Genomic DNA, 18,038 nt, shown 5'->3' on the forward strand with positions numbered 1-18,038 from the left:
CAGGATTTTCATCGGCAAATAACGATAACGGGTATCGCATAATGACCAGTCGTGCAATGTTGATTTTCGCCGCGATCAGCGGTTTTATTTACGTCGCTTTCGGTGCTTTTGGCGCACACGTATTGAGCCAGTCGCTTGGCGAAGCCGAAATGACGTGGATCCATACCGGCTTAACTTATCAAAGTATACATACGCTTGCGATAATGATTCTGGGTGTTGCGATGCAACGCCAGCGCAATGTGTGGTTCTACTGGAGCAGCGCCTTTTTAGCGCTGGGAACCGTTTTATTCAGCGGCAGCCTTTATTGCCTTGCGCTGTCACACCTCCGTTTATTCGTTTTTGTAACTCCGATTGGCGGTACCATGTTTCTGGTCGGTTGGATTTTGTTGTTGATCGGCGCATTGCGCCTGAAGAAAAAGGCCGAACGCCATGAATAAAGTTGCTCTCTACTGCCGTCAGGGTTTTGAAAAAGAATGCGCAGCAGAAATTACCGATAAAGCCGCAAAGATGGAAATCTTCGGTTTTGCCCGCGTCAAAGAAAACAGCGGTTATGTATTATTTGAATGTTATCAGCCTGATGATGCTGACCGCATCGCTAAAGAACTGCCTTTCCGTGAGCTGATTTTTGCCCGTCAGTTAATTGTGGTAGGTGAATTACTCAAAGATTTACCGCCGGAAGATCGTGTTTCTCCGATCGTCGGGATGGTCCAGAACGTGATCACCAACGGGGGGGAACTTCGCGTTGAAGTGCCGGATACTAATGAAAGTAAAGAGCTGACCAAGTTCTGTCGCAAACTGACGGTGCCGCTGCGTTCTGCGATGCGCGAATGCAAGGTTCTGGGCAAAAAAGAAAATGCGCTGCGTCCGGTCGTGCATGTGTTCTTTATCGCGCCGGGGTGCTGTTATGTGGGGTATTCCTACAGCAATAACAATTCACCGTTTTATATGGGTATCCCGCGCCTTAAGTTCCCTTCCGAAGCGCCAAGCCGCTCGACGCTGAAACTTGAAGAGGCTTTCCATGTCTTTATTCCGGCTGATGAGTGGGATGAACGGCTGGCAAGTGGCATGTACGCGGTCGATTTAGGGGCTTGTCCGGGCGGGTGGACCTATCAGCTGACACAACGCAGCATGATGGTCACGGCAGTCGACAACGGTCCGATGGCGCCAAGCCTGATGGAAACCGGTCAGGTTATTCATCTGCGTGAAGACGGCTTTCGTTATAAATCCACCAGTACCAAGAATTACTGGCTGGTGTGTGACATGGTCGAAAAACCGGCGAAAGTGGCTGCACTCATGTGTGACTGGCTGGTCAATGGCTGGTGTCGTGAGGCAATTTTCAATCTTAAGTTGCCGATGAAAAAGCGCTACGAAGAAGTCTCTAACATTCTTGAGCGCATCGACGAACGTCTGAAAGAAAATGGCGTGAATGCCGAGATCTTTGCGAAACAGCTTTATCACGATCGTGAAGAAGTCACCGTACATATCCGCCGTTTCTGGTCGGCTATTGGCGGGCGCCGCGACGAGCGTGATCGCTGATACTCGTCATACTTCGAGTTGCTGATGCGTTGGCTGCATGTGCTCACCCGAATCACTTACTCATGTAAGCTCATCGGGATTCACTTACTTGCTGCCTTCCTGCAACTCGAATTATTTTGAGTATCTGGTTATGGCGTTTCTTAATAAGAAGCGCCTTTTACCCCCATTTTATGGCAGGCGCAGTTGCTGTAAGTTGCCGTCCAGGACGACGTCGGTTTGCAGCGTCGAAACCCGTTTGCAGGCATATGCCAGTTCACGATGCTCTTCAAGCTTGTTACGCCATTTTTCCGGCACACCCTCCAGATTGTCGTAAATCTCGTCCAGCGAACCGGTCTGTTTCAGTAATGTCACCGCTGTTTTCGGACCAATTCCCGGTACACCCGGAATTTTACTGCTGCTGATCCCGGCGAGACCCCAGTAATCGGTGAGTTGCTGAGGCAATACGCCAAATGTATCCTGCACAAAAGGCATATCCAGCCAGCGTTTCTGAAAGTAATCGCGGATCTGAATATTCGGTGCCAGCAGCTGGCAATAGCCTTTATCAGTTGAAACGATGGTGACCTGATGGCCACCGGATGACACTTTGACTGCAAGCGTTGCCGCCAGATCGTCCGCTTCATTACCCGCAGAATGCCAGCAGGCGATCCCCTGCGCTTCAAAACCGGCCTTCAGACTGGGCATTTCCGCAAACAGGTTATCGGGCATCGGTGAGCGCCCGGCTTTGTAGTCTGGCAGACACTGATGACGCCAGCTGTCTGCCCGGTCATCTTCGTCAAATACGGCCACGGCATGTGTGGGCTGTGTATGCTGAATCAGCTGGCCGATGGCGTTCTGGCATGTCATCAGACAAGGCGACCCCTGAACCGCATGAATACGGCGGATCAGGTTCAGGGCATCGATAATCAGCAGATGTATAGCCATGATAATCTCCATAATAAAGGCGACTCACGTCGCCCTTAGATCTGCTTTCGAAGTGTGGCCGGTAAATCAGGCACAAATCTCATAGCAAGGAATATAGGCGCTGCCCGGCAATTTCATGCGGTGCTGTGCGACGAAACCTTGCAGCAGGCTGTCCATTTTTTTCATTAATGCCGGATCGCCGTGCAGCTTGAAGCGGCCGTGTTTTTCGATAGCCTGAATTCCAAATTCTTTCACGTTACCCGCCACAATACCGGAGAAGGCGCGGCGCAGTGCAGCGGCCAGTTCCTGCGGTGGCTGGTTCGGATAAAGATTCAGGTTCGCCATGTTTTCATGGTTTGGCTCGAACGGATGCTGCAAATCGGGCGCAATGCGAATCGACCAGTTGAAACTGTAGGCATCACCGCTGTTACGACGGTTTTCTTTCACCAGCGGCATGGCGCGTTTCATCTGGCGGGCGACTTCTGTCGGATCGTCGATGATGATGGTGTAGAACTTACAGGCTTCTTCACCCAGCGTTTCTTTAATGAAGGCATCGAGAACGTGGAAGTAATCGGCGCTTTCTTTCGGACCGGTGAGGATCAGCGGTAAAACCTGATCGCTATTTTCCGGATCCATCAGAATACCCAGCAGATACAGCAATTCCTCAGCGGTACCTACACCGCCCGGGAAGATAATGATCCCGTGGGCAATACGGACGAACGCCTCAAGCCGTTTTTCGATATCCGGCATGATGATCAGTTCGTTGACCAGGGGGTTGGGTGGCTCAGCGGCAATAATCGACGGCTCTGTCATGCCAATAAAACGGCCCGCTTTGTAGCGTTGTTGAGCATGGCCGACGGCAGCACCTTTCATCGGTGCTTCCATTGCGCCCGGACCACAGCCGGTACAAATATTCAGTTCGCGCAAACCCAACTGACTGCCGACGTTGCGGGCATACTGATATTCAATTTCATTGATTGAGTGTCCGCCCCAGCACACCACCATGTTCGGATCTTCATCCAGATGCAGGGCGCGGGCGTTGCGTAAGATAGAGAACACCAGGTTGGTCAGGTGCGCTGAATTTTCAGTATTCAGGTTCTGAAAACGACCGGCATTGTCGATTTGCCCGCTCACGAACAGGATATCCCGCAGGACCGCAAACAGATTGGCCTGGAGTGAGCGGATAATCCTGCCATCAACAAAAGCGTCTTCCGGCGGGTTTACCAGTTCGAGTTTTACGCCACGCTCTCTGCGCAGCACATTGATATCAAAGCTTTCGTAACGGTCGAGAAGTTCTTTACTGCTGTCAGTCTGGCTGCCGCTGTTAAGCACGGCCAGTGAACAATTTCTGAAAAGACGGTAGAGGTCGCTGCTCGCTGTACGTTTGAGCATGTCAACTTCCAGCTGTGACAACAAATCCATTGAGCCTAACGGGCTGATATGTGTAATCAAAGTTGCTCCTTGACACCAACGGGTGCAGTGATTCTTTCTGCTACCTGATTGCGACGCATGATTTTCGGATCATGTTTTTTGCGCCGTATGCGATTTAACAGTAACCCCGCCATCAGGCTTTTACCAATGCTGACAGAGCGTTAGCTCAGTTCTTGAGCAACGTCTCGCATTATTGTCTGACAAGTCTTGCCGTTGCAGGTTCAAACGGGAAGTTGGATCTCCATGGATTGATGTCCAGACCGCCGCGGCGTGTATAGCGCGCATAAACGGCGAGCTTTTCCGGCTGGCAGAAACGCAGCAGATCATTGAAGATGCGTTCAACGCACTGTTCGTGAAATTCGTTATGATGGCGGAAAGAAACCAGGTAACGCAGTAGTGCTTCACGATCAATTTTCGGGCCACGATAGTGGATCTGAACGGAACCCCAGTCAGGCTGATGGGTGATCAGACAGTTGGATTTCAGCAAATGGCTGACCAGCGATTCCTCAACCATCTCGTCGCCTTTGGCACCGGCCAGATAATCGGTGCTGAACTCATAGCTGTCGATTTCAATGTCCTGTTCATCAATGCAAACACCGTCAAAATGTCCGACAGGTGAACCTTCAATCTCAGACAGGCGGCTGACGGTTACCGTGGCTTCGCCTTGCGCGCAGGCACTTAAATCACGAGTCAGTGTTTCCTGCACCGCCTGCCAGTCAGGGAAAACGGTCTGATTGAAACTGTTCAGATAGAGTTTGAAACTTTTGGATTCGATCAGATTCTGACTGTTGGCATTCAGACTGATTTCACCCACGGCAACCTGCGGCAGGCCTTTGGCATTCAGCCAGGACAATTCATATAGCGTCCAGATATCTGCGCCATGAAAGGGTAAGTTATCCGGATAGAGGCCCAGCGGCTCCCGGTTCATGCTGCGCGGAACAGCCTGCAATAAAGAGGCGTCGTACTGATCGACATAAGCCGTGCTTTTGCCCAGCGTCAGTTGCGCCAGTGCGGGGTTATCCTGATATGAGGGCATGCTGTCACCTTACGAAATAGGTACAATAGAAAATAATCCCCTAGTTTACCCCAGCCTTACCGGAAGATGAGAGAATTATGGAGTCTGAAGTTTCTGTAGCATTGCGAGGATTTACTCAGCGTTATGTCGAACTCTGGCAGGAGGAAACCGGCATGCCACCCGCCAGCGAAGCCCTTTTTGGTGTTGATTCGCCGTGCGTGATCAAAACCGAAGATGAAAAAGTTTTCTGGCTGACGCAGACATTTACACCTGACGCGACGTTGCAAAATGTGGAGCGGGCGCTGGAGTTACAACTGCGTTCTGAGGCTCATGAGTTTTACACAACGCAGTATGCAGGGGATATGACCGCCAGCTGGCAGGGAAATCCGCTGACGCTGTTGCAGGTCTGGAGCCAGGAAGATTTCACCCGTTTGCAGGAAAATCTGATCGGGCATCTGGTTACCCAAAAGCGGCTGAAACTGACGCCAACAGTTTTCCTGGCGACTACAGATTCCGAGCTGGATATGGTGTCGTTATGCAATGTGACCGGTAATGTCGTGCTGGAACAGTTCGGCAGTAAAAAACGAACGCTGCTCTCGCCATCGCTATCAGAATTCCTTACAATGCTGACCCCGGTTTATCCCGCCTGATCATGATCTGAAACTCCGTCCCGCAGAGCATAAATGGCTCACAAGCGTGTGAGAGATCTCTCACAAAGCCTGTAAGAGATCTCGTTAATTTGACTTAGTAAGTTTGCGATAAAAATACTTATAATTTTTATAATCAATAAGTTAAACGCAGAATCGTTTGTGGCATGGCTTACCTGGCCTGATTTTGGCTTACAGCCTGTCTTGCCCGGAAGCGCGAAATCAACGATTCTAGTTGTGCACTAAGGAAGCATGAAGCAGAACATCAGGATGATGGCTGATTCATAAAAGAAGGGGACGGCTCAGGAAGAGTCAGGACGGCATCGGATTATGCCAGGATGTTTCAGGACGAAACCAGGGACACCTCCAGGACGGAGAAGAGAGCTCACAAAGGAAGCTGAGCGGGTCACAGATGACCAAGGGACTTTAGTCAGGATGATTTAGGACAGCCCGTCAGGATGAAAGTGGGACGATGCAAAGGATAGCCGGTTAGGATAACCACAGGAAAAGTTTTCAGGGATTGAGCAGGGAGCACTGAGGTAGCTGGATTGCTATAAAACGAACCGGGGGCACTGTGAAAACAGTGCCCCCAACTTTTTAATGATAGATATTGCCTCGTTAAACGCTTCTATTCCGCCGGAAGCGCCAGCCACTGACTCAGCCAATCGCCCCTAACACATCATCCTGCCCCTGTTTTTTCGGCAGCAGAAATAGGGTGGCAAAAATATCCAGCAGATAAATCGCCGCCAGCAACGTAATTGCTGCGGTAAATGACACCTGTGCCACGAGTATTCCGATCACCAGCGGGCCAAAACCGCCGACGCCGCGCCCGAGATTAAATAACAGATTCTGCGCCGTCGCCCTGACACGCACCGGATAGAGATCGGAAATAAGGCCGCCGTAACCCCCAATCATGCCATTCACGAACATCCCCATCAGCGCACCTGCGAACAACATCAGCGTCGGGTCAGTTAACTGCGCGTAACATAACACCATCACAACAGCGCCAATCTGATAAATCAGGAAGATTTTCCAGCGAGGGAAACGGTCGGACAGCATGCCGAACAGCCAGATGCCGAAGGTCATACCGACAACGGTCACAGCAGTCCACAGCCCAGATTTGGTCAGTGAGAAGCCAAAGTTTTTCGACAGATAACTTGGCATCCAGATCATCAGACCGTAATAACCAAAGTTCTGAACAGAACATAAGATCAGAATGCCGATGCTGGCTTTGGTGGTGGCTTTATCACGGAACAGTAGCCTGATACGGCTAAACAGCGTGCCGTCGTTGCGGGTCTGGGCGTTTTTTACAAAGGCTTCCGGTTCGCCCATTGTACGGCGTATGAGGAAAGAGGCCAGTGCCGGCAGCAGACCGACCAGGAACATGCCACGCCAGCCGATAATCCCAAGCAGCAGTGGCGTCAGGAAGGCTGCCATTAGCACGCCCAGTTGCCAGCCCATACCCACGTAAGCCGAGGCGCGGTTACGCTTTTCAGCGGGCCAGGCTTCTGCAATCAGCGCCATGCCAATACCAAATTCGCCACCCAGCCCGACACCGGCCAATGTGCGATAGACCAGCAAATCCCAGTAGCCTTGTGCGAAAGCGCATAAACCGGTGAACAGGGAGAACATCCCAATGGTGAAGGTCAGTACACGGATGCGGCCGAAACGATCGCTGATTGGCCCGAAAATCACGCCGCCAAGTACGGCGCCAATCAGGGTCCAGGTGACCAGTGAACCACTTTGTGAGGACGACAGGCTAAATTCGTGAGTGATGGCCGGGAGCATGAAGCCGAGGATCAGTAAATCGAAACCATCCATGGCGTACCCGGTCACGGAGGCCAGCATCGCTTTGGCGGGTGTTGCATGGGCTTTCTGAGTGTGTTGTGCGGACATGTGGACACATCTGTAAAGAAAAAAGTGGCGGTAGTTTGCCCGTATCGGGCGTTTATCGCTACCACGAAAAACTTATGGCTGAATAGTTAAATTGGATACGATGCAGAAAGTTGGGGCATCAGTCCTTCAATGTTATGCTTTGCGCCGCCCGGCGTAGGCTGCCCGGGGCCATGAACGAAGAGAGGCATTGATGAATACAGAAAACCAGGTTCGCCAGATTTTAGAAGATATCGAACAGGTCATGCGTGATGATAAATTGTGGCATGCCACGCCGCCGGAAGCGGAAGCTTTTGAAAGCAAAGAACCGTTTTCAGTGGATACCCTGTCTGCTGAACAATGGCTGCAATGGGTACTGGTTCCCCGTATGTACGCGTTGCTTGAGGCCCAGGCGCCCTTGCCAACCCGTTTTGCTATCACCCCTTATTTTGAAGTGGCAATGCCTGAAGCAATACGTTTGCTGGCTCAGTTGCAACGCCTCGACGATTTGCTGAACATAGAAGACTGACATGCTGGAAATTTTGTATCAGGACGAATATCTGATCGCAGTGAATAAACCGGCGGGCATGTTGGTGCACCGCAGCTGGCTGGATCGCCATGAAACAGTGTTTGTGATGCAAACATTGCGTGATCAGATTGGTCAGCATGTGTTTACGGTTCACCGGCTGGATAAGCCGACATCCGGTGTGTTGCTGCTGGCGCTGTCCAGCGAGGTGGCGCGTTTGCTGTCTCAGCAGTTTGAAAATAATCAGATGAGCAAGGTATATCACGCGGTGGTTCGCGGATATGTGCCGCAAGACGGTACGCTCGATTACGCGCTGACGGAAGAGCTTGATAAAATCGCTGATAAATTTGCCAGTCCGGATAAAGCGCCACAGCCTGCCGTCACGCATTATCGCGTCCTGGCTCAGGTTGAAATGCCGGTGGCTATCGGTCGTTACGATACGGCGCGTTATAGCCTGGTAGAACTGAAACCGGAAACCGGTCGCAAGCATCAGTTGCGCCGCCATATGTCGCATTTGCGCCACCCGATTATCGGTGACAGCGCGCACGGAGATTTAAAGCAAAACCGTGGCATGGCGCAGCATTTTGGTTGTTCAGGACTGATGCTGCACGCCAGCCATATGCAACTGCCGCATCCGGTGACCGGAGAATTATTGTCATTACATGCGCGCTGGGATCATCGCTGGCAAAATGTGGTGACGCAGTTTGGCTGGCAGGGAAAAATCCCTCAGCTTGAAAGGGTTGAGTTTGCGGAAACTTACGGTCAGGATAGTCCACAAATTTAAGTCCTTTGATTGAAATATTGGCCTCACACAGGAGTGAATCCCATGGCAGAAGTCGGAATTTTTGTCGGTACGGTATACGGCAATGCGTTACTGGTGGCAGAAGAAGCGGAAACCGTGCTGAAAGGCCAGGGGCATGAGGTGAAATTGTTCGAGGAAGGCACGCTGGAAGCCTGGCAGTATTATCGCCATCATTTTGTGCTGATTGTGACGTCCACTACCGGTCAGGGCGATTTACCGGACAATATCGCGCCGTTATATGTTGCCATCCGCGATACTGTCGGTTATCAGCCGGAGTTGCGTTACGGTATGATTGCGCTGGGTGATATCAGCTACGATCATTTCTGTGGTGGCGGGCATAAACTGGATGATTTATTGCAGGAGCAGGGTGCGTCGCGCATTGGCGAAATGCTGGAAATTGATGCGATGGAAACTGCAGAGCCGGAAACCGTTGCGTTTCCGTGGGTGGAAAAATGGGGACAGTTGCTTAAATAACGTCACGCCCTGACGTGTTCTCCGCACCCTCAAAAGGTCAGGCGAAAGCCTGACCTTTTTTGTATTCGCATCTTCTGACCGGAATTTATCAGCGACCGTTGGTAAGTTTTTCCAGATCTGATTCAATCTCGGAAATTTTATTTGCCACGACGGATTCGAGATGACGCAGGTCATCAAGAATTTTACGTTTCAGATCCACTTCGACCTGATCACGCTGACAGATTTGATCCAGCTCATCAATCACATACCGCAGATTCGGGCTGATCTCATGAATTTCTTTATAACCCTGGCCGGCATTATCGGCAACGATAGTTTTACGCTGGCGCGGGTATTTAAATTTCACGCTTTTAGCAAAAAACTCGCCTTTATCTCTGCGGAAATAGATCTTCAGAATGTCGTTATTGGCCTCCTGACGCAGGCTGTAACGATCAATATCGTCGGGATTATTAATGCCCAGGCTTTTCAGATTGTCATACATAGCGCCACCTTCGTTTAGGAGAATAAATCAGAGTGTCATGATGAACTGAACGGCGGCTTTAATCATTGATTAATTGCACACTTTGCCGTTTAGAAGATAAAAAAGCGGGTTATTAATACCCGCTTTTCTCAAGTTTAGTCGATAGTGCGTAATAACTCATTCAGACCCGTTTTGCCCAGCGTTTTCGCATCTACTTTCTTCACGATAACCGCGCAATACAGGCTGTACTTACCGTCTTTAGAAGGCAGGTTACCGGAAACAACAACAGAGCCTGCGGGTACGCGGCCATAATGTACTTCGCCAGTTTCGCGGTCATAGATTTTGGTGCTCTGGCCGATGTAAACGCCCATGGAAATCACAGAGCCTTCTTCAACGATAACGCCTTCAACAATTTCTGAACGTGCGCCGATGAAGCAGTTATCTTCGATGATAGTCGGGTTAGCCTGAAGTGGCTCCAGAACGCCGCCGATACCCACGCCACCAGACAGGTGAACGTTTTTACCGATTTGTGCACACGAACCGACAGTCGCCCAGGTATCTACCATGGTGCCTTCATCAACGTAAGCGCCGATATTGACGTAAGAAGGCATCAGCACTGTATTACGTGCGATGAATGCGCCTTTACGCACTGCCGCTGGGGGGACCACGCGGAAGCCTTCACGCTGAAAACGCGCTTCATCGTAGTCCGCGAATTTCATCGGCACTTTATCGAAGTAACGGCTTTCACCGCCTTCCATAACCTGGTTGTCATTGATTCTGAACGAGAGCAGTACCGCTTTCTTCAGCCATTGATGCGTCACCCATTCGCCATCAATCTTCTCAGCAACACGCAATTCGCCACTGTCGATTTTGCTGATAACTTCAGTGATAGCGTCGCGCGTTACGCTGTCAACGTTAGCCGGGGTGATATCTGCACGGCGCTCGAAGGCTTGTTCAATAACGGTTTGTAGTTGCTGCATCCTGTTCTCTTTCCTGAATTGGTTTTAAAAGATAGTGGTACTTGTATCACATTTTGTCGCCAGGGTTGAGTGCCTCAGTTAACCGGCGAGTGATTTCCTTGCGGGTTTGATTATCCAGCGCACGACGCTCACCATTTGCCAGAATAAATAAATCCTCTACGCGTTCACCGATGGTTGAGATGCGCGCACCGTGCAGCGACAGGCCGAGATCAGAGAAGACCTCCCCGACGCGTGCCAGCAGGCCGGGCTGATCCAGCGCCACCAGTTCCATATACGTCCGGCGGTCCGTATGGGTAGGCAGGAAACTGACTTCTGTCTGCACGCTGAAATGGCGCAGTTTCGGCGAAGGATGCCGGGTCCGGGGTGGCTGATAAGCCTGCGTCATGGATTGTTCCAGCGCATAACGGATCGCTTCATGACGATCTTGTGCCAGCGGACTGCCATCCGGTTCCAGCACGATAAAGGTGTCCATCGCCATACCATCGCGGTTAGTGAAAATCTGTGCGTCATGAATGCTCAGGTTACGCCTGTCCAGCTCACCGGCGACGGTGGCAAACAGATAAGGCCGGTCAGGGCTCCAGATGAATATTTCGGTACCGCCACGCGTTGCCTGACGGCTGACCAACACCAGCGGTTTGGCGGAGTCGTGTTCCAGCAGATGTCTTGCGTGCCAGGCCAGCTGATTGGGTGAGTGGCGCAGGAAATAATCTGCACGACAGCGGCTCCAGATCCGGTGCAGTGCTTCTTCATCGATATTGTCCATACGCAGCAATGCCAGCGCCTGCAGACGGTGATGACGCACACGTTCGCGAAGATCCGGCGTGTTTTGCATGCCGCGACGCAATTGCTTTTCGGTGGCAAAATACAGTTCGCGTATCAGGCTCTGTTTCCAGCTGTTCCACAGCGTTTCGTTAGTGGCACAAATATCCGCCACGGTCAGACTGACCAGATAGCGCAGGCGCACTTCGCTTTGCATTTCCGCAGCAAATTGCTGAATTTCATTAGGATCCTGAATATCCCGGCGTTGCGCTGTCACTGACATTAGCAGGTGACAGCGAACCAGCCAGGCCACCAGCTGTGTTTCGCGGGAATTCAGACCGTGCAGTTCGGCAAATTCCAGCACATCCTGCGCACCGAGGATCGAGTGATCACCGCCACGGCCTTTGGCGATATCGTGGAACAAGGCAGCCATCAGCAACAGCTCCGGCTGTGGCAGACGCGGATACAATTCCACGCATAAAGGGTGCTTTGGCCGGGTTTCTTCATGGGCGAAGCTTTCAAGTTTTTGCAAAACACGAATGGTATGTTCATCGACCGTATAAGCGTGGAACAAGTCAAACTGCATCTGTCCGACGATTTGCCCCCATTGCGGCATATACGCCCACAGCACGCTGTGACGATGCATCGGCACCAGCGCACGTGACACGGCCCCTGGATGGCGCAGAATCGACATAAACATTTCACGTGCCTGCGGGATCATACACAGAGGCTCTTTGAGATGGCGTCGGGCATGGCGCAACAGGCGGACGGTGGTGGAGTAAATGCCTTTGATTTCGCGATGGCGCACCATCAGGTGGAACATGCCGATGATCGTTTCCGGACGGCGGTCAAAGAGGGTGCTGTCCCGCAGGTCAATCAGGTCACCACGCAGCTGGAAATCCTCATCAAGCGGCCGTGGTTTTTCATTCGGGCCGATGGCCAGAATCGCTTCATCGAACAACTGCAATAACATCTGATTCAGCTCACCGACCCGGCGGGTCATGCGGTAGAAATCTTTCATCATGCGTTCGACGGGCTGATTGCCTTCCCCCTGATATTGCAACAGCTGTGCCACACTTTGCTGGCGATCAAACAGCAGGCGGTTGTCGTAGCGTGGCAGCAGCAAGTGCAGGGCAAAACGGATGCGCCACAGGAAGCTTTGACATTCCAGCAGTTCGTTGCGCTCGGCTTTAGTCAGGAAACCAAAGGCCACCATTTCATCTAACGATGTGGCACCAAAATGGCGGCGGGCCACCCATAAAATGGTGTGAATGTCGCGCAGTCCGCCGGGGCTGCTTTTGATATCCGGCTCAAGGTTATAACTGGTACCGTGATAACGCTGATGGCGTTCATTCTGTTCATCGATCTTGGCGCGGAAAAAGTTTGGCGAAGGCCAGAATCCGTCACTGAAAATGTGTTTCTGCATACTGAGAAACAGCGCGACATCGCCGCAAATCAGGCGGGATTCAATCAGGTTGGTGGCCACCGTTAAATCAGCTAATCCCTCCAGCAGACACTCTTCCAGCGTACGCACGCTGTGTCCGACTTCCAGCTTAAGGTCCCACAGCAACGTAATCAGCTCACCGATCCGCAACGCCTGTTCATCGTTGAGACGTTTCTGGCTGAGCACCAGAACATCAATATCTGATAAAGGATGCAATTCGCCGCGCCCGTAGCCACCGACGGCCACCATCGCAGTTTCAGGAATATTGTCGAAGCCATAGAACGTCCACAGACGCTGCAAAAGTTGATCGATGTAATGCGTCCGGGCATCCACCAGATCTTCCGCCCGTTGCCCGGCATTGAAGGCATCTGCCAGCCACACCTGAAACTGCTCCATATGTTGTTTCAGGCTCTGACGGTTTAAATCGTCGTCCGGATAGGCAGAAGGGGAGGCGGGCTGTGGCGGGTAAGTGCGGATAAGATCCTGCGTGGTTTGCGGTTGCAGGCTCTTTTCAGCCGAATAGTTTTCAATCATGGGTGCGCAGCCCTACACGTGAGAGACCAATAAACGTGAAAGATAAAAAAACCGGCTTTCGCCGGTTTGATTCACAGATTTATACCCTCTCCGCAGAGCGGGTGACTGTTTAGTCGTGCGTCAGGATGGCCGGGATGGTGTCATCCTTACGCAGCGTCATAATTTCACAACCGTTATCTGTGACCACAATAGTATGCTCGTACTGAGCCGACAAGCTGCGATCTTTAGTTTTTACTGTCCAGCCGTCTTTCATGGTGCGTATACGGTAATCACCCGCATTGACCATAGGTTCAACGGTAAAGGCCATGCCAGCCTGTAACACCACACCGCCGTCATCTGCGTCATAATGCAGCACCTGAGGTTCTTCGTGGAAACCTTCGCCAATGCCGTGACCGCAATATTCGCGTACCACAGAGAATTTCTCGGCTTCAACGAATTTCTGGATCTCTTTACCCAGCGTGCGCAAGCGGATACCCGGTTTGATCATGCGCAGGGCGATATACAGGCTTTCCTGGGTGATACGGCAAAGACGCTCGCCCAAAATCGTCGGTTTACCCGCGATGAACATTTTGGATGTATCGCCGTGGAAACCGTCTTTAATCACCGTAACGTCAATGTTGACGATGTCACCCTCTTTCAAAATTTTATCTTCGCTCGGAATACCGTGGCACACCACTTCATTAACGGAGATACAAACAGATTTCGGGAAACCGTGGTAATCCAGGCAGGCTGAAACCGCCTGTTGTTGGTTCACGATATGATCGGCACAAATGCGATCCAGCTCACCCGTGCTCACGCCCGGTTTAACGAAAGGTTCAATGATTTCCAGCACTTCTGCGGCCAGACGGCCAGCAACGCGCATTTTCTCGATGTCTTCGGGGGTTTTGATTGAAATAGCCATGTGTTGTCCTGCGGGTTCTGTGCATCAGGTGTGCTTTATTTCTACACCGATGTCGTCAATAATAAGCTGTGACTTATGGTATCAGCCCTGATATTTGCTGCCAAACTATCATTTCCCGTGAAGCAATCTGCTGAACAAAAGTTGCTGCCGGGCCGTTATTTATGGTATAAAGCGCGCCGGCAATCCGCTCTGAGTCTTACGACGCTGAGGGATTAAAGCCAAAATCACTCATTGTGTACTTATTAACGTAAGTAATAACACACACGTATCGACACATACGCCGGGGTGCCTTGGGAATTCGTTCTGCAGGGTCGGTTGTATGGGATACGTGGAGGCATAACCCCAACTACTTAATAGAGGTTTTATCATGGCAACTGTTTCCATGCGCGATATGCTCAAGGCCGGTGTTCACTTCGGTCACCAAACCCGTTACTGGAACCCGAAAATGAAGCCATTCATCTTCGGCGCTCGTAACAAGGTTCACATCATCAACCTTGAGAAAACTGTTCCAATGTTCAACGAAGCTCTGGCTGAGTTGCAGAAGATCTCCTCCCGTAAAGGTAAGATCCTGTTCGTTGGTACTAAACGCGCAGCAAGCGAAGCGGTAAAAGAAGCTGCACACAACTGCGACCAGTTCTTCGTGAACCATCGCTGGTTGGGCGGCATGCTGACTAACTGGAAAACCGTTCGTCAGTCCATCAAACGTTTGAAAGATCTGGAAATTCAGTCTCAGGACGGCACTTTCGAGAAGCTGACCAAGAAAGAGGCGCTGATGCGTACTCGTGAACTGGCTAAGCTGGAAAACAGCCTGGGTGGTATCAAGGATATGGGTGGTCTTCCTGATGCTCTGTTTGTAATCGATGCTGATCACGAACACATTGCAATCAAAGAAGCTAACAACCTGGGTATCCCGGTATTCTCCATTGTTGATACCAACTCCGATCCGGATGGCGTTGACTTTGTTATCCCAGGTAACGATGACGCAATCCGTGCAGTAAATCTGTACCTGAGCGCTGTTGCTGCCACTGTCCGTGAAGGCCGTTCGCAAGATCTGGCTGTTCAGGCAGAAGAAAGCTTCGTAGAAGCTGAATAATAAGGCAAGCTCAGCAGAGCCCTTATTAACCAGGTATTGAAATATGTTGGTTAGGGGGCCTTTATTGGCCCCCTTTGCTTATCTTAAATGCGAGAAATATCTCACCGCAAAAACCCTTTTTGCACTGAGATAATCGAGGAAAATACAATGGCTGATATTACCGCTGCCCTGGTAAAAGAACTGCGCGAACGTACTGGCGCTGGCATGATGGATTGTAAGAAAGCTCTGGTTGAAGCTAACGGCGACATCGAGCTGGCAATTGAAAACATGCGTAAATCTGGCGCGATCAAAGCGGCGAAAAAAGCAGGCAACGTAGCTGCTGACGGCGTGATCAAAACCAAAATCGAAGGCAACTTCGGCGTGATTCTGGAAGTTAACTGCCAGACTGACTTCGTGGCTAAAGATGCTGGTTTCCAGGCTTTTGCTGACAAAGTGCTGGACGCTGCTGTTGCAGGCAAAGTGACTGACGTTGAAGTCCTGAAAGCTCAGTTCGAAGAAGAGCGTATTCAGCTGGTTGCTAAAATCGGTGAGAACATCAACATTCGTCGCGTTCAAATTCTTGAAGGCGATGTGCTGGGCAGCTACCTGCACGGCGCACGTATCGGTGTTCTGATTGCGGCTAAAGGCGCTGATGAAGAACTGGTTAAGCAAATTGCTATGCACGTTGCAGCAAGCAAACCAGAATTCGTTAAGCCTGAGGACGTGTCTGCTGAAGTGGTAGAAAAAGAGTATCAGGTTCAGCTGGACATCGCGATGCAGTCTGGCAAACCGAAAGAAATTGCAGAGAAAATGGTTGAAGGCCGCATGAAGAAATTCACCGGCGAAGTTTCTCTGACAGGTCAGCCTTTCGTTATCGACCCAAGCAAAACTGTGGGTCAGGTTCTGAAAGAACACAATGCTGACGTGATTAACTTCATCCGCTTTGAAGTGGGCGAAGGTATCGAGAAAGTTGAGACTGACTTTGCTGCTGAAGTTGCAGCAATGACTAAACAGTCTTAATCAGTATCTGATACACCCTAAAATGGAACCGCTACGAAAGGGCGGTTCCGTTTTATCCAGCCCCAAATTCCTATTACATTGTGCGTGAAGTCATTCAGACAACGCTATGATGTAAAAACCGACTATCCATTAAGACACATTGCTTCTAGGACAGACACCATGGCTACCAATGCGAAACCCGTTTATCAACGTATCCTGCTCAAACTCAGTGGCGAAGCCCTGCAGGGTAGTGAAGGTTTTGGTATCGACGCGAGTGTATTAGATCGCATGGCTCAGGAAGTGAAAGAGCTGGTCGAACTCGGCATTCAGGTAGGTGTTGTGATCGGCGGCGGTAACCTATTCCGTGGCGCGGGTCTGGCACAGGCTGGCATGAATCGTGTTGTAGGCGACCATATGGGTATGCTGGCAACTGTCATGAATGGCCTGGCAATGCGTGATGCATTACACCGTGCCTATGTTAACGCACGCCTGATGTCTGCGATCCCTTTGAACGGTGTGTGTGATAATTACAGCTGGGCTGAGGCCATCAGCTTGCTGCGTCATAACCGCGTGGTAATTTTCTCTGCCGGTACCGGCAATCCTTTCTTTACCACTGACTCAGCCGCGTGTCTGCGCGGTATTGAAATCGAAGCTGATGTGGTATTAAAAGCCACCAAAGTTGACGGTGTGTATTCAGCTGATCCGGTGAAAAACCCGGATGCGACACTTTACGAAACACTGACCTATCAGGAAGTGCTGGAACAGGAATTGAAAGTAATGGATCTGGCTGCCTTTACGCTGGCCCGCGATCACAATCTGCCAATTCGCGTCTTCAACATGAATAAGCCTGGCGCACTGCGTCGCGTGGTGATGGGTGAAAATGAAGGAACGCTGATTTCTAAAGCGGAATGATCCTTCACAATTGAACATTACGTTCAGCCAGCCTCTGCTGGCATGAGTATTCACGGACTATACTGATGTTATGGTCTGCCAGGTAATCAGCTTTCAAAGGTTCACAACGTGATTAACGAAATCAAAAAAGACGCTGAAATTCGTATGGAAAAATGCGTTGAAGCATTCAAAACCCATATCAGCAAAATCCGTACCGGCCGTGCATCTCCGGGCATCCTGGATGGCATCATGGTGGAATACTACGGTTCAGCAACGCCTCTGCGTCAACTGGCCCAGGTGACGGTGGAAGATTCTCGTACTCTGGCAATCTCTGTATTCGATCGCTCCATCAGCGCTGCTGTTGAAAAAGCGATCATGACTTCTGATTTGGGCCTCAACCCGTCTTCTGCGGGTGCGACAATCCGTGTTCCATTGCCTGCACTGACAGAGGAACGTCGTAAGGATCTCATCAAAGTCGTGCGTGGCGAAGCAGAGCAGGGCCGTGTCTCCGTACGTAACGTCCGCCGTGATGCGAACGATAAAACCAAAGCATTGTTGAAAGATAAAGAAATCAGTGAAGATGAAGACCGTCGTTCTCAGGACGATATTCAGAAACTGACTGATATTTTCATCAAGAAAATCGACGTTGCTTTGAGCGAGAAAGAAACCGAGTTAATGGAATTTTAATCCGGTTTAAGTCTCTCCTAAAGCGCCGCAATTGCGGCGCTTTGTTTTTTAGCAGGCTTTAAATTTTTTACTGGTTCGCACAATCTCATAGACAAGCCAGATAAGAGGTTT

General features: G+C 50.8%; 18 protein-coding genes. 10 read left to right on the forward strand and 8 right to left on the reverse strand.

Annotated elements, in window-relative coordinates; translation table 11 throughout:
- Positions 1 to 41 precede the first annotated feature (41 nt).
- The gene (locus EVX52_RS21050; RefSeq protein WP_129954963.1) at positions 42 to 437 is read left to right on the forward strand and encodes a DUF423 domain-containing protein; all 396 of its coding nucleotides are present in this window, start codon (positions 42 to 44) and stop codon (positions 435 to 437) included.
- Positions 430 to 1,536, forward strand: coding sequence for a 23S rRNA (cytidine(2498)-2'-O)-methyltransferase RlmM (rlmM, locus tag EVX52_RS21055; protein WP_015696079.1), 1,107 nt, complete (start codon positions 430 to 432; stop codon positions 1,534 to 1,536). Before EVX52_RS21050 ends, rlmM begins: the two co-directional genes overlap by 8 nt.
- A 168-nt stretch (positions 1,537 to 1,704) precedes the next feature.
- Here rlmM and xni read toward each other — a convergent pair whose 3' ends face one another.
- From xni to queF, 3 genes are all read right to left on the reverse strand, one after another.
- Positions 1,705 to 2,457 carry a flap endonuclease Xni gene (gene xni, locus EVX52_RS21060; protein ID WP_129954964.1) on the reverse strand — a complete coding sequence of 251 codons (753 nt, stop codon included), beginning with the start codon at positions 2,455 to 2,457 and terminating at the stop codon, positions 1,705 to 1,707.
- A 66-nt stretch (positions 2,458 to 2,523) separates the two neighbouring features.
- Positions 2,524 to 3,888: a nucleotide 5'-monophosphate nucleosidase PpnN gene (ppnN, locus tag EVX52_RS21065; RefSeq protein WP_129954965.1), complete on the reverse strand. Its 1,365-nt coding sequence runs from the start codon at positions 3,886 to 3,888 to the stop codon at positions 2,524 to 2,526.
- Between the two features lie 169 nt (positions 3,889 to 4,057).
- Entirely contained in the window at positions 4,058 to 4,903 is an 846-nt protein-coding gene (gene queF / locus EVX52_RS21070; protein WP_129954966.1) for an NADPH-dependent 7-cyano-7-deazaguanine reductase QueF, read from the reverse strand.
- 77 nt (positions 4,904 to 4,980) lie between these two features.
- Between queF and syd the strand changes: the two genes are divergently transcribed.
- Positions 4,981 to 5,532: a SecY-interacting protein gene (gene syd, locus EVX52_RS21075; protein WP_129992055.1), complete on the forward strand. Its 552-nt coding sequence runs from the start codon at positions 4,981 to 4,983 to the stop codon at positions 5,530 to 5,532.
- Between the two features lie 654 nt (positions 5,533 to 6,186).
- Here syd and EVX52_RS21080 read toward each other — a convergent pair.
- Positions 6,187 to 7,425, reverse strand: a complete 1,239-nt coding sequence (locus EVX52_RS21080) for an MFS transporter (protein ID WP_129954968.1) — start codon at positions 7,423 to 7,425, stop codon at positions 6,187 to 6,189.
- 190 nt (positions 7,426 to 7,615) lie between these two features.
- Here EVX52_RS21080 and EVX52_RS21085 point away from each other — a divergent pair, with 190 nt between their 5' ends.
- From EVX52_RS21085 to EVX52_RS21095, 3 genes are read left to right on the forward strand one after another with little or no spacing between them, the layout of a single operon-like run.
- Complete coding sequence (locus EVX52_RS21085) at positions 7,616 to 7,930, forward strand: YqcC family protein (RefSeq protein ID WP_129954969.1); 315 nt, start codon at positions 7,616 to 7,618, stop codon at positions 7,928 to 7,930.
- Between the two features lies 1 nt (position 7,931).
- The gene (gene truC / locus EVX52_RS21090) at positions 7,932 to 8,711 is read left to right on the forward strand and encodes a tRNA pseudouridine(65) synthase TruC (RefSeq protein ID WP_129992056.1); all 780 of its coding nucleotides are present in this window, start codon (positions 7,932 to 7,934) and stop codon (positions 8,709 to 8,711) included.
- 42 nt (positions 8,712 to 8,753) lie between these two features.
- Complete coding sequence (locus EVX52_RS21095; protein ID WP_129992057.1) at positions 8,754 to 9,203, forward strand: flavodoxin; 450 nt, start codon at positions 8,754 to 8,756, stop codon at positions 9,201 to 9,203.
- A gap of 88 nt (positions 9,204 to 9,291) precedes the next feature.
- On the opposite strand, the gene EVX52_RS21100 is transcribed toward EVX52_RS21095, so the two are convergent.
- From EVX52_RS21100 to map, 4 genes are all read right to left on the reverse strand, one after another.
- The gene (locus EVX52_RS21100; RefSeq protein ID WP_013574189.1) at positions 9,292 to 9,681 is read right to left on the reverse strand and encodes a DUF3461 family protein; all 390 of its coding nucleotides are present in this window, start codon (positions 9,679 to 9,681) and stop codon (positions 9,292 to 9,294) included.
- A 134-nt stretch (positions 9,682 to 9,815) separates the two neighbouring features.
- A complete protein-coding gene (gene dapD, locus EVX52_RS21105; RefSeq protein ID WP_013574190.1) occupies positions 9,816 to 10,640 on the reverse strand; it encodes a 2,3,4,5-tetrahydropyridine-2,6-dicarboxylate N-succinyltransferase in 825 nt (274 codons plus the stop codon).
- Between the two features lie 46 nt (positions 10,641 to 10,686).
- Positions 10,687 to 13,377, reverse strand: coding sequence for a bifunctional uridylyltransferase/uridylyl-removing protein GlnD (gene glnD / locus EVX52_RS21110; RefSeq protein WP_129992058.1), 2,691 nt, complete (start codon positions 13,375 to 13,377; stop codon positions 10,687 to 10,689).
- 109 nt (positions 13,378 to 13,486) lie between these two features.
- Positions 13,487 to 14,278, reverse strand: a complete 792-nt coding sequence (map, locus tag EVX52_RS21115) for a type I methionyl aminopeptidase (RefSeq protein WP_129992059.1) — start codon at positions 14,276 to 14,278, stop codon at positions 13,487 to 13,489.
- 367 nt (positions 14,279 to 14,645) lie between these two features.
- Here map and rpsB point away from each other — a divergent pair, with 367 nt between their 5' ends.
- The 4 genes from rpsB to frr all read left to right on the forward strand — a co-directional run bounded on the left by rpsB (position 14,646) and on the right by frr (position 17,927).
- A complete protein-coding gene (gene rpsB / locus EVX52_RS21120) occupies positions 14,646 to 15,371 on the forward strand; it encodes a 30S ribosomal protein S2 (RefSeq protein ID WP_013574193.1) in 726 nt (241 codons plus the stop codon).
- A gap of 147 nt (positions 15,372 to 15,518) precedes the next feature.
- Positions 15,519 to 16,370 carry a translation elongation factor Ts gene (gene tsf / locus EVX52_RS21125; RefSeq protein ID WP_129954974.1) on the forward strand — a complete coding sequence of 284 codons (852 nt, stop codon included), beginning with the start codon at positions 15,519 to 15,521 and terminating at the stop codon, positions 16,368 to 16,370.
- A 159-nt stretch (positions 16,371 to 16,529) separates the two neighbouring features.
- Complete coding sequence (pyrH, locus tag EVX52_RS21130; RefSeq protein ID WP_129954975.1) at positions 16,530 to 17,261, forward strand: UMP kinase; 732 nt, start codon at positions 16,530 to 16,532, stop codon at positions 17,259 to 17,261.
- Between the two features lie 108 nt (positions 17,262 to 17,369).
- The gene (frr, locus tag EVX52_RS21135; RefSeq protein WP_129954976.1) at positions 17,370 to 17,927 is read left to right on the forward strand and encodes a ribosome recycling factor; all 558 of its coding nucleotides are present in this window, start codon (positions 17,370 to 17,372) and stop codon (positions 17,925 to 17,927) included.
- Positions 17,928 to 18,038: the final 111 nt, after the last annotated feature.

This window comes from Rahnella sp. CFA14(1/10) (assembly GCF_004195095.1).
GTDB classification, from domain to species: domain Bacteria; phylum Pseudomonadota; class Gammaproteobacteria; order Enterobacterales; family Enterobacteriaceae; genus Rahnella; species Rahnella perminowiae.

Bases quoted from the DNA above. Each gene is read 5' to 3' on its own strand.
- EVX52_RS21050 (WP_129954963.1), top strand. From the start codon at position 42: ATGACCAGTCGTGCAATGTTGATTTTCGCCGCGATCAGCGGTTTTATT.
- rlmM (WP_015696079.1), top strand. From the start codon at position 430: ATGAATAAAGTTGCTCTCTACTGCCGTCAGGGTTTTGAAAAAGAATGC.
- xni (WP_129954964.1), bottom strand. From the start codon at position 2,457: ATGGCTATACATCTGCTGATTATCGATGCCCTGAACCTGATCCGCCGT.
- queF (WP_129954966.1), bottom strand. From the start codon at position 4,903: ATGCCCTCATATCAGGATAACCCCGCACTGGCGCAACTGACGCTGGGC.
- syd (WP_129992055.1), top strand. From the start codon at position 4,981: ATGGAGTCTGAAGTTTCTGTAGCATTGCGAGGATTTACTCAGCGTTAT.
- EVX52_RS21080 (WP_129954968.1), bottom strand. From the start codon at position 7,425: ATGTCCGCACAACACACTCAGAAAGCCCATGCAACACCCGCCAAAGCG.
- EVX52_RS21085 (WP_129954969.1), top strand. From the start codon at position 7,616: ATGAATACAGAAAACCAGGTTCGCCAGATTTTAGAAGATATCGAACAG.
- truC (WP_129992056.1), top strand. From the start codon at position 7,932: ATGCTGGAAATTTTGTATCAGGACGAATATCTGATCGCAGTGAATAAA.
- EVX52_RS21095 (WP_129992057.1), top strand. From the start codon at position 8,754: ATGGCAGAAGTCGGAATTTTTGTCGGTACGGTATACGGCAATGCGTTA.
- EVX52_RS21100 (WP_013574189.1), bottom strand. From the start codon at position 9,681: ATGTATGACAATCTGAAAAGCCTGGGCATTAATAATCCCGACGATATT.
- dapD (WP_013574190.1), bottom strand. From the start codon at position 10,640: ATGCAGCAACTACAAACCGTTATTGAACAAGCCTTCGAGCGCCGTGCA.
- glnD (WP_129992058.1), bottom strand. From the start codon at position 13,377: ATGATTGAAAACTATTCGGCTGAAAAGAGCCTGCAACCGCAAACCACG.
- map (WP_129992059.1), bottom strand. From the start codon at position 14,278: ATGGCTATTTCAATCAAAACCCCCGAAGACATCGAGAAAATGCGCGTT.
- rpsB (WP_013574193.1), top strand. From the start codon at position 14,646: ATGGCAACTGTTTCCATGCGCGATATGCTCAAGGCCGGTGTTCACTTC.
- tsf (WP_129954974.1), top strand. From the start codon at position 15,519: ATGGCTGATATTACCGCTGCCCTGGTAAAAGAACTGCGCGAACGTACT.
- pyrH (WP_129954975.1), top strand. From the start codon at position 16,530: ATGGCTACCAATGCGAAACCCGTTTATCAACGTATCCTGCTCAAACTC.